This is a genomic window from Bathymodiolus platifrons methanotrophic gill symbiont, from assembly GCF_002189065.1.
Taxonomy (GTDB): domain Bacteria; phylum Pseudomonadota; class Gammaproteobacteria; order Methylococcales; family Methylomonadaceae; genus Methyloprofundus.
In genome coordinates this window covers 1-15667 of sequence record NZ_BDMN01000075.1, presented here as the reverse complement: position 1 = coordinate 15667, position 15667 = coordinate 1, and the positions used below count along the sequence as shown (strand labels likewise).

Annotated in this window: 18 protein-coding genes; 10 read left to right on the top strand and 8 right to left on the bottom strand. The window is 40.8% G+C overall.

Annotated features, from left to right (window positions below):
* From CDZ78_RS04855 to CDZ78_RS04825, 7 genes are all read left to right on the top strand, one after another.
* Positions 1-297, top strand: a 297-nt coding sequence (locus CDZ78_RS04855) for a DUF302 domain-containing protein (RefSeq protein ID WP_244559158.1), incomplete at its 5' end; no start/stop codon positions are given.
* A 383-nt stretch (positions 298-680) separates the two neighbouring features.
* On the top strand, positions 681-1457 hold the full coding sequence (gene lgt, locus CDZ78_RS04850; protein ID WP_087868969.1) for a prolipoprotein diacylglyceryl transferase: 777 nt from the start codon (positions 681-683) through the stop codon (positions 1455-1457).
* Positions 1458-1461: 4 nt separating this feature from the next.
* Positions 1462-2025 (top strand): L-threonylcarbamoyladenylate synthase type 1 TsaC, encoded by a 564-nt coding sequence (gene tsaC / locus CDZ78_RS04845; RefSeq protein WP_087868968.1) that lies wholly within the window; start codon positions 1462-1464, stop codon positions 2023-2025.
* 337 nt (positions 2026-2362) lie between these two features.
* Positions 2363-2857 carry a 5-(carboxyamino)imidazole ribonucleotide mutase gene (gene purE / locus CDZ78_RS04840; RefSeq protein WP_087868967.1) on the top strand — a complete coding sequence of 165 codons (495 nt, stop codon included), beginning with the start codon at positions 2363-2365 and terminating at the stop codon, positions 2855-2857.
* On the top strand, positions 2857-3951 hold the full coding sequence (locus tag CDZ78_RS04835; RefSeq protein ID WP_087868966.1) for a 5-(carboxyamino)imidazole ribonucleotide synthase: 1095 nt from the start codon (positions 2857-2859) through the stop codon (positions 3949-3951). The genes purE and CDZ78_RS04835 overlap by 1 nt, the downstream gene beginning before the upstream one ends.
* Before the next feature lie 37 nt (positions 3952-3988).
* A complete protein-coding gene (locus CDZ78_RS04830; RefSeq protein WP_087868965.1) occupies positions 3989-4471 on the top strand; it encodes an FKBP-type peptidyl-prolyl cis-trans isomerase in 483 nt (160 codons plus the stop codon).
* Positions 4472-4499: 28 nt separating this feature from the next.
* A complete protein-coding gene (locus CDZ78_RS04825) occupies positions 4500-4997 on the top strand; it encodes an NUDIX domain-containing protein (RefSeq protein ID WP_167374181.1) in 498 nt (165 codons plus the stop codon).
* A 63-nt stretch (positions 4998-5060) separates the two neighbouring features.
* Here CDZ78_RS04825 and ubiD read toward each other — a convergent pair whose 3' ends face one another.
* From ubiD to CDZ78_RS04810, 3 genes are read right to left on the bottom strand one after another with little or no spacing between them, the layout of a single operon-like run.
* Complete coding sequence (gene ubiD, locus CDZ78_RS04820) at positions 5061-6527, bottom strand: 4-hydroxy-3-polyprenylbenzoate decarboxylase (protein ID WP_087868962.1); 1467 nt, start codon at positions 6525-6527, stop codon at positions 5061-5063.
* Positions 6524-8560 (bottom strand): oligopeptidase A, encoded by a 2037-nt coding sequence (gene prlC / locus CDZ78_RS04815; protein WP_087868960.1) that lies wholly within the window; start codon positions 8558-8560, stop codon positions 6524-6526. Before prlC ends, ubiD begins: the two co-directional genes overlap by 4 nt.
* A 39-nt stretch (positions 8561-8599) precedes the next feature.
* A complete protein-coding gene (locus CDZ78_RS04810) occupies positions 8600-9970 on the bottom strand; it encodes an HDOD domain-containing protein (RefSeq protein WP_087868959.1) in 1371 nt (456 codons plus the stop codon).
* Positions 9971-10226: 256 nt separating this feature from the next.
* Between CDZ78_RS04810 and CDZ78_RS04805 the strand changes: the two genes are divergently transcribed.
* Together CDZ78_RS04805 and CDZ78_RS04800 are read left to right on the top strand one after the other, a co-directional pair.
* Positions 10227-10427 carry a hypothetical protein gene (locus CDZ78_RS04805; protein ID WP_087868958.1) on the top strand — a complete coding sequence of 67 codons (201 nt, stop codon included), beginning with the start codon at positions 10227-10229 and terminating at the stop codon, positions 10425-10427.
* Positions 10428-10444: 17 nt separating this feature from the next.
* Complete coding sequence (locus CDZ78_RS04800; RefSeq protein WP_087868957.1) at positions 10445-11941, top strand: cyclic-di-GMP receptor FimW-related protein; 1497 nt, start codon at positions 10445-10447, stop codon at positions 11939-11941.
* An 18-nt stretch (positions 11942-11959) separates the two neighbouring features.
* On the opposite strand, the gene CDZ78_RS04795 is transcribed toward CDZ78_RS04800, so the two are convergent.
* Positions 11960-12244 (bottom strand): hypothetical protein, encoded by a 285-nt coding sequence (locus CDZ78_RS04795; protein ID WP_087868956.1) that lies wholly within the window; start codon positions 12242-12244, stop codon positions 11960-11962.
* Between the two features lie 172 nt (positions 12245-12416).
* Here CDZ78_RS04795 and CDZ78_RS04790 point away from each other — a divergent pair, with 172 nt between their 5' ends.
* On the top strand, positions 12417-12947 hold the full coding sequence (locus tag CDZ78_RS04790; protein ID WP_087868955.1) for a gamma carbonic anhydrase family protein: 531 nt from the start codon (positions 12417-12419) through the stop codon (positions 12945-12947).
* Between the two features lie 82 nt (positions 12948-13029).
* On the opposite strand, the gene fdxA is transcribed toward CDZ78_RS04790, so the two are convergent.
* The 4 genes from fdxA to CDZ78_RS04770 all read right to left on the bottom strand — a co-directional run bounded on the left by fdxA (position 13030) and on the right by CDZ78_RS04770 (position 15209).
* The gene (fdxA, locus tag CDZ78_RS04785; RefSeq protein ID WP_087868954.1) at positions 13030-13353 is read right to left on the bottom strand and encodes a ferredoxin FdxA; all 324 of its coding nucleotides are present in this window, start codon (positions 13351-13353) and stop codon (positions 13030-13032) included.
* 170 nt (positions 13354-13523) lie between these two features.
* Positions 13524-14348 (bottom strand): sulfite exporter TauE/SafE family protein, encoded by an 825-nt coding sequence (locus tag CDZ78_RS04780; RefSeq protein ID WP_087868953.1) that lies wholly within the window; start codon positions 14346-14348, stop codon positions 13524-13526.
* 4 nt (positions 14349-14352) lie between these two features.
* Positions 14353-14769: a DUF6691 family protein gene (locus CDZ78_RS04775; RefSeq protein ID WP_087868952.1), complete on the bottom strand. Its 417-nt coding sequence runs from the start codon at positions 14767-14769 to the stop codon at positions 14353-14355.
* Positions 14769-15209 carry a YeeE/YedE family protein gene (locus CDZ78_RS04770; RefSeq protein WP_167374180.1) on the bottom strand — a complete coding sequence of 147 codons (441 nt, stop codon included), beginning with the start codon at positions 15207-15209 and terminating at the stop codon, positions 14769-14771. Before CDZ78_RS04770 ends, CDZ78_RS04775 begins: the two co-directional genes overlap by 1 nt.
* Between the last annotated feature and the right edge of the window lie 458 nt (positions 15210-15667).

Below are 15667 nucleotides of genomic sequence, written 5' to 3'. Positions count from 1 at the left end.
GATGTTCTGGCCGAATTAGAAATTGCAATTTCAGAACATAATTTTAGAATTACCGGGCACAGCCGGGTAGGTAAAGTCATTCGAGATCGTAGCACAAAAGATTTCCCTAATTATGACACCCTACAGTTCTGCAACCTGACCCACGCGAAAACTCTTTTATTGATGTCTCCCCATGCGGTACGACATATGCCATGTAATATTGTGACCTATGAATATAATGGCAAAACCATCGTGCGCACCCATTTAATGCCAACTGATACCAATAACTCAGAGCTAAATGCTTTTGCTGAAAAATGAACGTTATGCTAAAAGATATTGTTGATTTTGCAGTGGAGTAATAAAAGCCCAAGATAAGGGCGCTGAAAACATTTAACTCTCCAATTTGTAGGTTTGAATTCAGGTCCTAGTATTTAAAAATACGACGACCATTGTAAAGCAGGATTTTTTCAGGACCTCGTTTGTAAGCTCAACGTGGAACAGGACTTAGGAATGTGCACAAAATAAGTTACCTCTTTAATAAGGGGCGCAGGTCTTTAGCCTGAATTTTAAAAGGCGGACTAAAGATCCGCGCCCCACAGTTGCTCAAGCGTGTCGTGCACTACCCTGCCAGACAAATGAAAGCCCCCCCCCGCTTTATGCTAATAAATAACATACCCTAACCACTATACGACTTTCACTCTATGGACTACCTTATTTGGGATTTTGATCCTATTCTAGCCAGTTTTAAACATATCCGTATTCACTGGTATGGCGCCATGTTCGCTCTCGCCCTACTCAGTAACTATATTTTTATGCATTGGGTTTACTGGCGTGAACTTGGCAGTGCCGAAGATGTAGACCGTTTACTGTGGTACTGCATGGGTGGCTCAGTGCTTGGCGCTAGAATTGGCCATGTCTTATTTTATAATCCGGGCTATTATTTTGCTGAGCCAATAAAGATTTTTGCCATCTGGGAAGGAGGCCTAGCCAGTCATGGCGGGGTTTTTGGAGTATTGATTTCACTTTATATCTACCAGCGTAAAGCCAGTTTTGATTATTTCTGGATTCTGGATAGAGCCGCCATCGCCGCCTCTTTAAGTGGCTGCCTGGTGCGTATTGGTAATTTTTTAAACTCTGAAATTGCTGGCACTGCCACTACTGTTCCCTGGGCTGTTATTTTTAAACGCCTAGATAATATTCCCCGCCACCCCGTACAACTGTACGAAGCCATTAGCTATGCGGGTATTTTTCTATTTTTACTCTATTTATATAAAAAGAGTCATACTTTCGAATTCAAGGGTCAATTATGTGCCTGGTTTTTAATCCTTATTTTTAGCACACGATTTATATTGGAGTTCTACAAAGTCAGCCTGGTCAACTACGACACAAACTTCTGGCTTAGTACAGGTCAAATGCTTAGCATTCCTTTTATTCTTACCGGGGTTTATTTACTCTACCGCGCAAAAAACCTACGTTAATCCGATGACTTATCACTCGCACTTCAAAATACGCCTGGCTAAACATGCGTTACAACAAGGGAAACTAATTGCCTACCCTACCGAAGCAGTTTATGGCCTGGGTTGCGACCCGCTAAATGAAACGGCAGTATTCAATTTATTAAAAATAAAGCAACGCCCAGTACATAAAGGACTTATTCTGATTGCATCAGATTTTTCTCAATTACTACCCTTTATTAACCCTAGTCCTGAGATGCTAAACCGTATCATACCCAGCTGGCCGGGCCCCATTACCTGGATCGTTCCAGCTCAATCCTGGGTTCCTGGTTATTTAAAAGGAGCACATAATACACTGGCAGTTCGAGTTAGTGCACACCCTTTAGTGCAGCAGCTATGTGCAAATTATGGCGGAGCCATTGTTTCCACCAGTGCCAATATTAGCCAGCACCCCCCTGCAAGATCAGCCTTAGAAGTACGTAAAAACCTACCCTCAGCTGATATTTTTATACTACCAGGAGCAACAGCCCAGCATAAGCAACCAACGGCTATTTATAATGCTCTGAATGGGCGCTGCCTGCGAATATCTTAAAGCTTTTGAGCATTACTCCTTGCTTATATTTTATAGAAATAACAATCTCGTCTTGCCAGTTAAGTATTTAAAAACATAATAACTACATGTATACTCCTAGAAAAATCAGTTGCTCACGGTTTCTAGCACAAGCTCTTGATTCCACAGCACTTCAAAAAAATACCCGCTTAACCTATGGGTGAAGCTAAGATTTTTTTAAAGCACTGTAAAAGCAATACCTTGCACTATAAATTCGCGTTCAACTGATTTTTCTAGGATAATGAAGGTTTTTTTGCTAGCGAAGCAACGATTTCATCACGACTGCGCCAGCGTATTATTTGCATAAAAAGGGACATACATGACCGCATTAGTGGGTATTATCATGGGCTCAACATCTGACTGGGAAACCATGCGCTTTGCATCTGAAAAACTAGAACAACTCGGTATTCCTTTTGAAGTCGATGTTGTCTCCGCACATCGCACACCAGATAAACTTTTTTCCTATGCAGAAAATGCAGAAAGCAAAGGTCTGGAAGTGATTATTGCCGGAGCAGGTGGCGCAGCTCATCTACCCGGCATGACAGCAGCAAAAACAATACTACCTGTACTAGGTGTTCCAGTGCAATCCAAAGCATTGAATGGCATGGACTCTTTATTATCCATTGCGCAAATGCCTGCTGGAATCCCGGTTGGAACACTGGCTATTGGCAAAGCAGGGGCAACGAATGCGGCGTTATTAGCAGCAGCCATTATTGCCAACAAACACCCACAATATAAAGCACCGTTGAACGAATTTCGACAACAGCAAACTGAGACAGTGCTCGAAAACTCTGACCCCCGGGAGCTCGCTTAATGGTTATTGGTATCTTAGGAGCTGGGCAGTTAGCAAGAATGCTGGCACTGGCAGGTAAACCTTTAGGACTTAAATTTATCTTTTTAGACCCAACCCCTATTGCCTGTGCCGCTGACTTAGGTACCCATCTTATCGGAGACTACACAGATAAGGCGCTGCTAACTCAACTAGCAGAAGAGTCAGATATTATCACCTATGAATTTGAAAATGTACCTGTTGAAATCATTGATTTTCTCAATCAGAAAACAGCGGTTTACCCACCCGCAAAAGCTTTATTAATTGGGCAAGACAGAATCACTGAGAAAAACTTTTTACAAGATTTAGGGATTGCAACAGCCCATTTTGCAGATGTTTCCAGCCTCGAAGAGCTGCAGCAAGCCATGCCAGACATAGGCTACCCTGCCATTTTGAAGACCCGACGTTTTGGTTACGATGGTAAAGGACAAGTCATACTCAATAGCGATCAGGATTTAGACCAAGCATGGCAAGCCATCAAAAATGCACCTTGCGTAGTAGAAAGCTTTGTTCCTTTTGACCGGGAAGTTTCCATTATTGCCAGTCGTAGCGTGTCGGGTGAAGTCGCCTATTATCCCTTATCTGAAAACACCCATCATAAGGGCATTTTACGCTTAGCTAAAAACACCCATAACGATCCGTTACAAGCACAGGCCGAAAGCTATATTAATACTATCATGAAGGCACTTGATTATGTTGGTACTATAGCACTAGAACTATTTGCTGTTGGCGATAAATTAATTGCTAATGAATTCGCACCAAGAGTACATAATTCAGGACACTGGACTATTGAAGGCTCTGAAACCAGCCAGTTTGAAAACCATCTAAGAGCCATTATGGATATGCCTTTAGGTTCAACAAACTCTCTAGGCTATGCAGCAATGCAAAACTTTATTGGCAATGTACCTGCGAGTGAAAAACTACTGTCTTTAACGCAAGTGCACCTGCATCTATATGATAAAGCGGCACGAAAAGGGCGCAAGCTTGCTCATGCTACAGCTAGAACAAACTCATTAGAAAATTTCACTGATTTAATTAACTCTCTCACTGAGCTTGCCAAACAAAGTGACGATTCATAAAACTATTCTTTCTTAAATCTTAACTACCATAATACTTATGAAAAATACTGAGAACCCTGTTGTTTCTATACACTACACTCTAACTAACAAAGCTGGCGAAAAACTAGACAGTTCAATTGGTGCTGAGCCTTTAAGTTATCTGCACGGCGCAGGTAATATTATTCCTGGTCTAGAGAGTGCTTTAAGTGATGCATCTGTCGGTGATAAATTAACAGTGACTATTGAGCCCGCAGATGCTTATGGCGAGCATAATGAACAACAGATTCAGACAGTTGCCAAAGACATGTTTAAAGGCATGGACAAAGTTGAAGTAGGTATGCAATTTCAGGCTGACTCCAGCACCGGGCCAGCCATAGTCACTATTACCAAAATTGAAGGTGATAATATCACGATCGACGGCAATCACCCTCTTGCTGGTGAGCAATTAACATTTGATGTCGAAGTCATGGAAATTCGCTCAGCAACCGAAACTGAGATGGAACATGGCCATATTCATGGCGCAGGCTGCAATCACGAGTAACTAATCAGGTCTCCGGCATATCATTTTTTTGATTAGCACCTATCAATACATACAAATGGATAAATTACAGTCTGGCATACGAATTACTGTACGCGCCGTTATCGTGCAGGATAACAAAATTCTTTTAATCAAAAAAGATAGTCCGAATGAAGGTATACGTTACACCTTGCCTGGTGGCGCTTTAGAATCCGGCGAAACTTTACATCAAGCGGTTATAAGAGAGTGCCAGGAAGAAATCAATACGCCTGTCAATGCTTATGACGTACTGCATATCGCTGATTTTTTTATCCCCAAATTTGACCCAAAACCCTACACCCGCCACCAGTTAGAAGTTTTAATTCAATGCCAGGTACCTAGCGAATACTCTCCAAGTTCAGGACCTGACCCAGACAAGCATCAGGTAGGAGTTGAATGGTTACCTGTAAATGAGCTAAATCAACACACTATCTCACCTAACTTTTTTGCTAAATTGCTGATTAATTTGCATAGCCAGGAGCATAATATTTATGTGGGCTCAGTTACATAACCTAAATGGAATTTGCGCTTTACAGAAAAATTGCTTACCCGTATTCCGCTAGCTCCATACGGGCTACATAATCCCCAGACTTTCCCACATTTCATCTACTTTTTTCACCACATCTTCTGACATAGAAATGGTGCGCCCCCATTCACGGTTGGTTTCGCCTGGCCACTTATTAGTCGCATCAAAACCAACCTTAGAACCTAGACCTGATACTGGCGAAGCAAAATCCAGATAATCAATCGGAGTATTTTCCAGTATGGTTAAATCCCGAGCTGGATCCATACGCGTAGTAATCGCCCAGATAACTTCCTGCCAATTATGCACATCAATATCATCATCAACGACGATCACAAATTTAGTGTACATAAACTGGCGTAAATAGGACCAGGTTCCGAGCATAACCCGCTTTGCATGCCCCGCATATTGCTTCTTCATACTAATGACTGCCATACGATAGGAACAGCCTTCTGGCGGCAAATAAAAATCGGTAATTTCGGGGAATTGTTTTTGTAAAATCGGCACAAAGACTTCATTTAAAGCTACACCCAAAACAGCTGGCTCATCAGGCGGCTTACCAGTATAGGTGCTGTGATAGATCGGCGCCTGGCGCTGAGTAATACGTTCTATAGTAAATACCGGGAATTCATCCACCTCATTATAATAACCAGTATGATCACCAAACGGCCCTTCAGGTGCCATTTCACCTGGATAAATAAAGCCTTCTAAAACAATTTCCGCACTAGCTGGAACTTGCAAATCATTCGTTAATGATTTTGCCACTTCCGTTTTACTACCGCGCAATAAGCCTGCAAAAGCATACTCTGATAATGTGTCTGGTACAGGTGTAACAGCGGCAAGAATCGTTGCGGGATCTGCCCCTAATGCGACGGAGATAGGAAATGGCTCACCCGGGTGCGTTTCTTGCCATTCTCTAAAATCAAGAGCTCCACCTCGGTGAGCTAGCCAGCGCATAATCACTTTATTTTTTGCAATCACTTGCAAACGATATATTCCTAAATTCTGGCGTTCTTTATACGGCCCTTTAGTAATCACTAAGGGCCAGGTAATAAGTGGCCCTGCATCATCAGGCCAGCAAGTTTGTATCGGATATTCGCCTAAATCAATTTCATCGCCAATACGAATTAATTCCTGACAAGGTGGGTTTTTCACCAGTTTAGGCGCCATATTCAGGACATTTTTGAATACTGGAATTTTATCCATCGCATCTTTCATGCCTTTCGGCGGCTCAGGCTCTTTTAATTGCGATAATAACTCCCCCACCCCGCGCAAAGCAGTTACTGAAGTTTCCCCCATGCCCATCGCGACCCGGTCAGGAGTACCAAATAAATTTGCCAGCACTGGAATATTAAAACCTTTCGGGTTTTCAAATAATAAGGCAGGGCCACCTTGCTTTAGGGTGCGATCACTTATTTCTGTCATTTCCAGTACCGGATCAACTTCCTGCGTAATCCGCTTCAGCTCACCTTTCTTTTCCAGTTGAGCAATAAAATCTCTTAAGTCTTTATATTTCATGCCGCAATTCCACTATGTCTTAATAAAGCATCAATTTTCGGCTCACGCCCTCTAAATTTAACAAATAATTCCATGGCATCTGCACTTCCACCCGTTTCAAGAATATGTGTTAAAAAGGCATCTCCGGTCTTTTGGTCAAAAATTCCGTTTTCTTCAAATAAAGAATAGGCCTCACTGGACAACACTTCTGCCCATTTATAGCTGTAATAACCTGCAGCATAGCCACCAGCAAAAATATGTGAAAAGCTATGCGCAAAACGATTGAAATCAGGAGGAATCATCACCGAGACTTGTGCACGAATGGCATTCAGCCCTGCATAGATTTTAGCACCCAGCTCGGGTGAATAATCCTGGTGCATTTTAAAATCAAACAGACTAAACTCTAATTGCCTGACCATAATCATGCCCGCCTGAAAGTTTTTTGCCGCCAGCATCTTATTAAACAAGTCTTCAGGTAAGGCTTCCCCTGTTTTGTAATGCCCTGAAATTAAAGCCAGTCCCTCTTTCTCCCAGCACCAGTTTTCCATAAACTGACTAGGCAACTCCACCGCATCCCATTCGACACCATTAATACCTGACACGCCCAGATAATCAACTTTAGTCAGCATATGCTGTAGGCCATGACCAAATTCATGGAATAAAGTCAGCACTTCATCATGTGTTAATAGCGCAGGATCATCACCTGCAGGAGGAGTGAAATTACAAGTCAAATAGGCAACCGGAATTTGAATAGTATCGCCCGTTTTTTTGCGTCCAACGCAATCATCCATCCATGCGCCACCTCTTTTTTTAGGGCGCGCATATAAATCAATATAAAACTTTCCGCGTAACTCCCCTGCTTTATCTTTAATCTGAAAAAAGCGTACATCTTTATGCCAGACATCCACATTATCAAGCTCAGTAATATTTAAGCCGTACAATTTTTCAACGACATCAAATAGCCCTTGTAACACACGTGGCGCAGGAAAGAATTGCTTTACTTCCTCTTGCGATAAATCATAAGCATGCTGGCGCATCTTTTCTGAATAATAACCGGTATCCCAGGTATGTAGCTTTGCTATACCATGTTGCTGTTTAGCAAATTCAGCTAATTCAGCTAGATCTTTATGTGCCTGCGGTAAAGATTTCTCAGCTAATTCATCTAAAAAATCAGTGACCTGCTGAGTTGAATCCGCCATTTTTGTGGCTAAAGATAACTCGGCATAATTATTAAAGCCTAATAACTGCGCCTTTTCGTGACGCAGAGCAATCGTCTTTTCCATAATATCAGAATTATCCCAGTCACTATTCGCGCCAAGTTCTGATGCTCGCGTTGAAAATGCCTTATACATATCGGCGCGTAACTGCCGATCATCTGCATAAGTCATCACCGCGATATAGGAAGGAAACTGCAACGTTAACATCCAGCCTTTTTTACCTTCCTGTTCAGCCGTTTGCTTTGCTTGTTGCATAGCAGATTCAGGCAAACCCGCCAGGTTACTTTTTTTGCTGACGAGCTTCTGCCAGGCATTGGTTGCATCCAGCAGATTTTCTTCATATTTACTGGAAAGCTGTGAGAGTTCTAGACTAATTTCTTTATAACGTGCTTTTTTCTGCTGATCAAGATCCACTCCTGATAAGCGAAAACCGCGCAAAGCATTTTGAATCACTTTTTGCTGAGCAGGTTCTAATTGCACATAATCATGACTATCAGCAATTGCCAAATAAGCATTGAATAGTCCTTGATGTTGTCCCATTTCAGTTGAATAGGCACTTAGTTTAGGTAAACAGGCATTATAAGCATCACGCAACTCATCATTGTTGACCACAGAATTCATATGGCTCACTGGTGACCATGCCTTATTGATCCTATCCTCAGCTTCATCTAAAGGTGCAATAAGGTTTTCCCAGTTATAGACATCATTCTCTGATAAAAGTGTTTCTACACTTGCTTGCGCTGCGCTTAATAACTGTTCAATTGCTGGCTCTATATGTTCAGGCTTAATTCGTGAAAATAGGGGAAGTTCTGTGTTTTCAAGTAAGGGGTTATTCATTGCTTTTATTGTGTTTCGTTGGAATGTCAGGGTACAGCATTAGGCTAGTATCGTTATTGCCGCCTTAATACGCTGATTGGCCTGACGTAATACATTGAGGGAAAAATCAGGAGTTAATTTAGCATTTTTGAGTTTTGCATACGCAGGAATAGTATTAATAAAGGGTAAATGATGCGTTTTTTGAAAACCAAAATAACTGTGTAATTTAGCCAGGATAACAATATCAATCAAACTTAATCTCCCCCCACTTTCATAATGCCAATCTTCTGAGTGGTGCGGAATGCTCATTAAATTATCCGAAAAACCCAGAGAATTTAACATCAGTGTTCCTACCGGAGCGCGTACAAAAGGAACTGCAGATTCTAATTGTTCTATTTCTGGTTGTTCATCAGGGTACTGGTCTGCAAAACGTAGCAAAGGGATCAATCCTATATCACTAATCAAGCCAGCCAATAAGGCCTCATCAGAATTGATACTACTCACTTCTTCTGCCAAGACAAAGCTTAAACTAGACACATATAAGCTGCGCCGCCACAAGTTTTGCATAGCTGCCATAAGCTGCCTGTCATGACAAACAAACAATTGCTTTAGGCTGATACAGGTTACCAGATTAGCGCTTGTCGATAAACCTAAACAGGTCACCACATCCTGGCAGCTTGTTATTTTCATACTAGGTGCATAGAGGGGACTATTGGCAAGCCGTATCAATGTATTAGCTATTCCCGGATCTGATTGAATAATATCAATCACATCTTGCGCTCCTACATCATGAGTCAGTGCCTCTTTTAAGCGCAAAGCAATATTAGGTAAGGGAGATATGTTAAGTTTATTTTCACGGTAAGCTTTGCTAAAACTATGCAGAAAAGGCTGATTATCTAAGGTCTCTGGTAGAGTGAGATCCATTAACTCGACAAAGCTAATTTCACTTTTACTTTTTGCAGTCCACAGCTGGGTTAAATCAACATCAACGACTAAAATCTTAACTTCTGTGCTGGCAACGACTGTTGCACCAAAGTGTTGCCCACTATTAATTGGTAAATGAGCTCGCGTGGAACCCGCCGCAATTTGATAGCTCTTCTCAGCATTTGGCAGAATAGTAATAATGCCAGATAAAAGATAATAGACATAATCGGCTGACTGTTCATAAATAAATATAACGGACTGCTCAGCATAAGTTAACGTTTTATGTGCCAAGCCTGATATAGCTTGTATATCTAACTGACGTAAAGGCACTAAATGTTGTATTTGCCCATAACTTAGCGAATCCGTATTTTCTGCTATAGGCGCTGTGCACTCTGTACATTCCATCAAAATACGTGTTTGCTCTGAAGAGAAGGCCTCCATTGCTTCATCATCAGGCTTATCCCTCAGTATACTTTTTAATGGAAAAATATCTTTAAACCAATTCATACCACCTCCCAAAAAAGAGCTAGCACATTAACACCTATAGAGACTCAATACAGGCGTTATGTTACACACTAACCATGAATACTCACAATAAGCATCTGAATAGTAAATATAATGCTCGTAAATACTTGCCACCTGCCCAGTTAATACCCCTGCTTCACAGCTTTGTGAATAAAATCTGTGCTGTACTAGTAGAATTATAATACAGTTAGCCTACAATATACTTAAATGAACACATTTGATTTTTTGATGGATACATATGGATATTTATAAATTTAAGATGGCCCCTGCGGATACACACTTCCAGATTCCTTTTGAATTATCCGAAGACGCGTTTAATCATTGGCTATCTACCCTGGAAAATAACTCAGCCACCGAACAGTCGCATCAGATATTGCTAGCGATACAAGCAATCAACCAGGAAAAAAACTACCTTCTCAGCAAAAATCATTGCTATTAGAGTGTATTTATAAGTCCATGATTGTTTTTTTGGCGCCGTTAAGTACAGCTATTTTAAATAGCCCACTTCCTCTAGCTAAAGAAGATAAAACCAATAGTCAGCATATCGTATCAATCTATGCAGAGCTTGCTAATGGTTTTGCAGCTTGCTTAACTAAAGTAAGTGACCTTGCTAGTGCTCAGACCATATTTTATGGCTTACAGTCGTTAATCACCGCCTATATTTATATCGCCGAAGTCTATCAAGAGGTTTACCCTAACTTCTGGAAGCAAAGTTATCTATTCTATGGCTTAGCATCAAAACTTGAAATACAGGATTTAAACATTGAGCAGCATGCTTATCATAGCAATACAATTAGCAAGGCATTCAAACACCTATTAGCACTTTACCATTGTGGTTTAGATCAATTTCGCCCACGCGATATGCAAACTATCTCTACCTGTTTAGAAAAACATACCGCACAAATGCTACTAGGCACAAAATTCTTTGCTGATAAAACGCCCCAGTATTCTGGTTTTGATTTAAAAATAGATAAGCCTCCTGGTGATTTAACCCACCTTAATCAATCTAAAAAAAGTGCACTACGCTTTTTTTCTGCTTATAGCGTTGCTCAAAAAATCAACAAAAACGCACCGCATGAGGCATCAGGGACCGGAGTTATCAAAGCCATAAATCGTGAAAACCTCCTACAGGTAGCAAAAACGCTTAGCCTATCACAAAAACGAAAATTTACTCGTTTTAACAAGCAGAGTGAACACAGTGGGATTTTTGGCTTTAGCAAACTTATTGAACATCTCCGCGAGTCTAGCTCACTGAAACCCAATCCAACAAACAAAAAAACTATTAACCCAATCGATGCCAGGGTTGCTGGAGGCTGGGAAGTACCCAATATTGAATTAGTATCCGAGGGCTATGAATCAATAGACGCCATGAGAAGGAACTACGAACAAAATGGGCTTTTAAGGGAAGAGAAAAGCCGGCTTAATCAGACAGAGAAAAATTCTGCCAGCAAAAATATCTGGGCTAAAGCAGAGACAACGCCACAGAATGGCAGCCCTATACGTTTAGAAAAATTTAACACTGTAGATTTTAGCATTAAAGGCTATAAGATAATTTTTGATACTGCCCTTAACTCATCAAAAGTACAAATTGGTGATATTATCGGCATCAAAAATAACAATAACATGGAAATTGGTGTTATCCGTAGAATAGTACAGTTAACAGAACATAAGTTACAGTTAGGTATAAAACTTTTAGCACTGGAACCTGAAGTTGCCTATATCTCTCTACCCAATCATGATTCTATCTATGCATGGGCAATTTTCTTGCCAGGCATAAAAAAAATCATGTCATCAGATAGTCTGATTTATAATGATAGCAAGTTTCAATGCGGTGAATTTGTTAACCTCCACCGCACAGGTACTGAGCCTGCTTCCTGTCGATTAAATAAGTTATTACATCTGAGCTGTGCTGCAATGCATGTTGAACTTTTTAATTCAAAGATTATGGAATAAAAAAGTTTACCTTTATTCCTACCTACAAAATAAGAAGTGAAGACCTAGCAAAACCCTTGCTCCAATGCAGGGTATTTGACTAAATTTATCACTAAAATTAACCAGACCAGTCTCATTAAGCACAGCTTTCACCCTGCCCTCATAAACAAAAATACAACCTTGTCCAGGACCAACAAGCAATTTAGATGCATTCTTTAGCTCATCACCATTACCTTGCCATTGCTGAAATAGAATCCCTTCTTCAGGCGTCTCCCATTGAATAACCGTACGTAATTGTCGTCTTATGCCATCAAAAAGTGCCATAAAGCCTACTCCTAAAAAACATTTAATAGTAAAATTTTAGTTCAATATACCATTTAAAGCATAGAACAAGAGAACATACGTGTAAAAAGCTCTGATCTGCCTACAAATTGCTGAATAATACCCAAAATAACAGTATCATACCGAGTATTATTCGTATAAAGCAGGGAACTCCATGTCTCTAAGAGCATTTAAAAACAAGCGCCCTCATCTAGGTAAGGCAACGTATATTGATGAAAGTGCAGTTATTATAGGTGACGTAACATTAGCGGATCATGTGTCTGTCTGGCCGACTACTGTAATACGTGGGGATGTTGCCAGTATTACTATTGGCGCTAACACCAATGTTCAGGATGGCTCTATTTTACATGTCTCTCATGCAGGAACGTATGCCCCTGAAGAGGCGCCATTAAAAATAGGCAAAGGCGTAACCATTGGACACCGGGCAGTAGTGCATGCCTGTACTGTGGGGGATTACTGCTTAATTGGCATCGGTGCGATTATCATGGATAATGCAGTTTTAGAGGATTATGTACTACTCGGGGCAGGGGCGTTAGTGCCACCAGGAAAAGTTCTGGAAAGCGGTTACCTTTATATTGGTTCACCCGCTAAAAAATCACGTCTTTTGAGCGATACAGAAAAGGAATTTCTGGAATATTCAGCAGCTCACTATGTACAGCTAAAGGATGAATATCTAGATACTTAATGTAGAAAGAGCTTCAGGTGAGAAGGAGGAACAAGGTTTAATAATCCCTTTCCTCCTAAGCTTATTACTCACCTGAAATATCTTATTTTTCTAGCATTGCTAATTTATCAGATTTACCATTCCATTCTTCAGCATCAGAAGGAGGCTCTTGAACATCGGTAATCACTGGCCATGTTTGAGATAATTCAGCATTTATTTCAATAAACTGCTCTTGACCTTCTGGCAGTTCATCTTCAGCAAAAATAGCTTCCGCTGGACATTCAGGCTCACATAAAGTGCAATCAATACATTCATCTGGGTCGATAACCAGAAAGTTTGGACCTTCATGAAAACAGTCAACAGGGCAGACATCAACGCAATCAGTAAATTTACATTTGATGCAATTTTCGGTAACGACAAAAGTCATACTAAAATACCTTTTAATTTTATTTAAAATATAAGTTTTTAAGTGCAAGACAGCCGCACTTGCAAACCATCCAACATCATCCAGAAATTGGATTAGCGGGCTATTTTATCAGAAACAAACAATAAGGTGCATATTATTCCCCTTTCTCCCACCAACAAATAACCTCCCCCCTACAATGCTAACTTCACACCCATTGCAAAAAGCAATAATGCAATCGCTATTCTCAACCAGCGGTCTGGAATATACCGGCCGATTAAACTGCCCAGATAGATAGCGGGTATACCCCCAATCAGTAGACCAAATAGTAAGTCGTAGTCTACTGAACCATAATGTAAGTGCCCCATTCCTGCAATCGCTGTTAAAGGAACCGCATGAGCAATATCAGTCCCAACAATCTCGATAGGCTTTTTTCGTGGATAAAGCAAAAATAGAATGGCGGAACCTATCGCTCCTGCTCCAACCGAAGAAATGGTCACCAGAACACCTAGGGCAACCCCCGATAGCATTGTGATATGCGCTCGATAGGCTTTAAGCAGGGAAACAATTGCCGAGTCACCATGCCGGTGACTAACATAACTAAGCAGCCGACCTTTAATTAAAATAATAACTGACGTTAACACGAGCATAACACTCAACGTCAACATCATCAGTCGATCAGAATTAACCCCTGCTGTCTTAAACTGTTCAAGCAAGGCAATCGTAATCAGGGAGCTTGGGATACTTCCCGCACCCAGTAAACCGACAATTCGCCAATCTACTGTTTTATGTCTATGGTGAAAAAAGACCCCGCTACATTTAGTTAATGCCGCATAGAGTAAATCAGTACCTACAGCAATGGCTGGGGCAATACCAAAACCTAGCACCAATATTGGTGTCATTAAGGAACCACCGCCCACACCCGTCAAGCCAATAACAAAACCTACTAAACTACCTGCCGCAATATGTATTAATTCAAAAGATAAAATAAAAGAAAGAACAGGCTCTATAAATTCCATTATTTTAGTTATTTTTAGCGAACCAGCGATGGCTAAAAAAACCTGCGTAGATAGATATAACCATGATAAAACCTTCGACTGATAATAGCCCCAGACTAGCAACAGCAGGCCCTAGACAATACCCTGTCATCCCCCAGCCTATGCCAAAAAGAGCTGCACCTAATAACAAGGGCCGATTAATGATAGATTTTCTGGAAACATGAAAGTCTGTTTCCAATACAGGCGTAGATCGCTTAAATATAAAACGAAAGCTGAGTATGGAAACGGCCAGCGCCCCCATCATGACAAATGCCAGACTAGGATCCCAGTTACCAGTCACGTCCAGAAAATTCAATACCTTATTAGGATCAATCACTTGTGATAAAGCCAGCCCTAAACCAAAAATCACGCCTGAAAGTAACGCCACAAAATTAAGTTTCATTAAACGGCTCCCAGCAAATGTTTAAGTATAAAAACAGTGACCATGCCCATCAGCATAAAAGTAACCGTTGCAGTGATTGACCTAATTGAAAAACTAGCTATTCCACAAATACCATGCCCACTAGTGCAACCACTGCCCATTCTAGTACCGACACCGACCAGAAAACCACCTAAAACAATAAGCAATAGCGGATAGCCCTGACGTAATTGTAGACTATCATTGCTTAATAACTGGAAGATAGCCGCGCCCAGAACCAAGCCTAATAAAAACAAACCTCGCCAGATCCATTCCTTTTTAGGCGCGCCAAATAAACCATTCATGATTCCGCTAATGCCCGCCATACGTCCATTAAGCAAAAGTAATAAACTAGCACTTAAGCCAATTAAAGCACCGCCCAATAAAGCGGAAACAGGTGTAAAATTCTCCAAAGCATTACCCATTGAGATTAATTTAAAATTGAGTCATTATAAGGGCTCTGATAGCTTGGTAGCAAACACCCGTACTCGTTCTATTTATAAACTAACCCAAAATACACTGATATGTTTGAGATCGCTGAATTAGGACACAAAGTCAGTAAAGCTGAAGTTTCCCAATAATTATTTATGGTAAAATTGAAACTATGCTACAACTATATGAAAAAAATAGTCTTTTCATTCGTTTCAAATGCTAGTGCCTAAGGGGAATTAAGGAGGGGTTTGCTATAAACATGGCAAAACCACCTAAAATAAACCTCGATACACCAGCATTGTGTATTTCAGCTACTCAATAATTGGGAAACTTCAGTCAGTGGAATAGATCAAGACTTTTTAGATATTCTTCAACAGCATACAGCAGGCAATCCAATGAATTCATCTATTAGGTGGACTTATCTAAAGCCGCGTGAAATCGTCAGTGAATT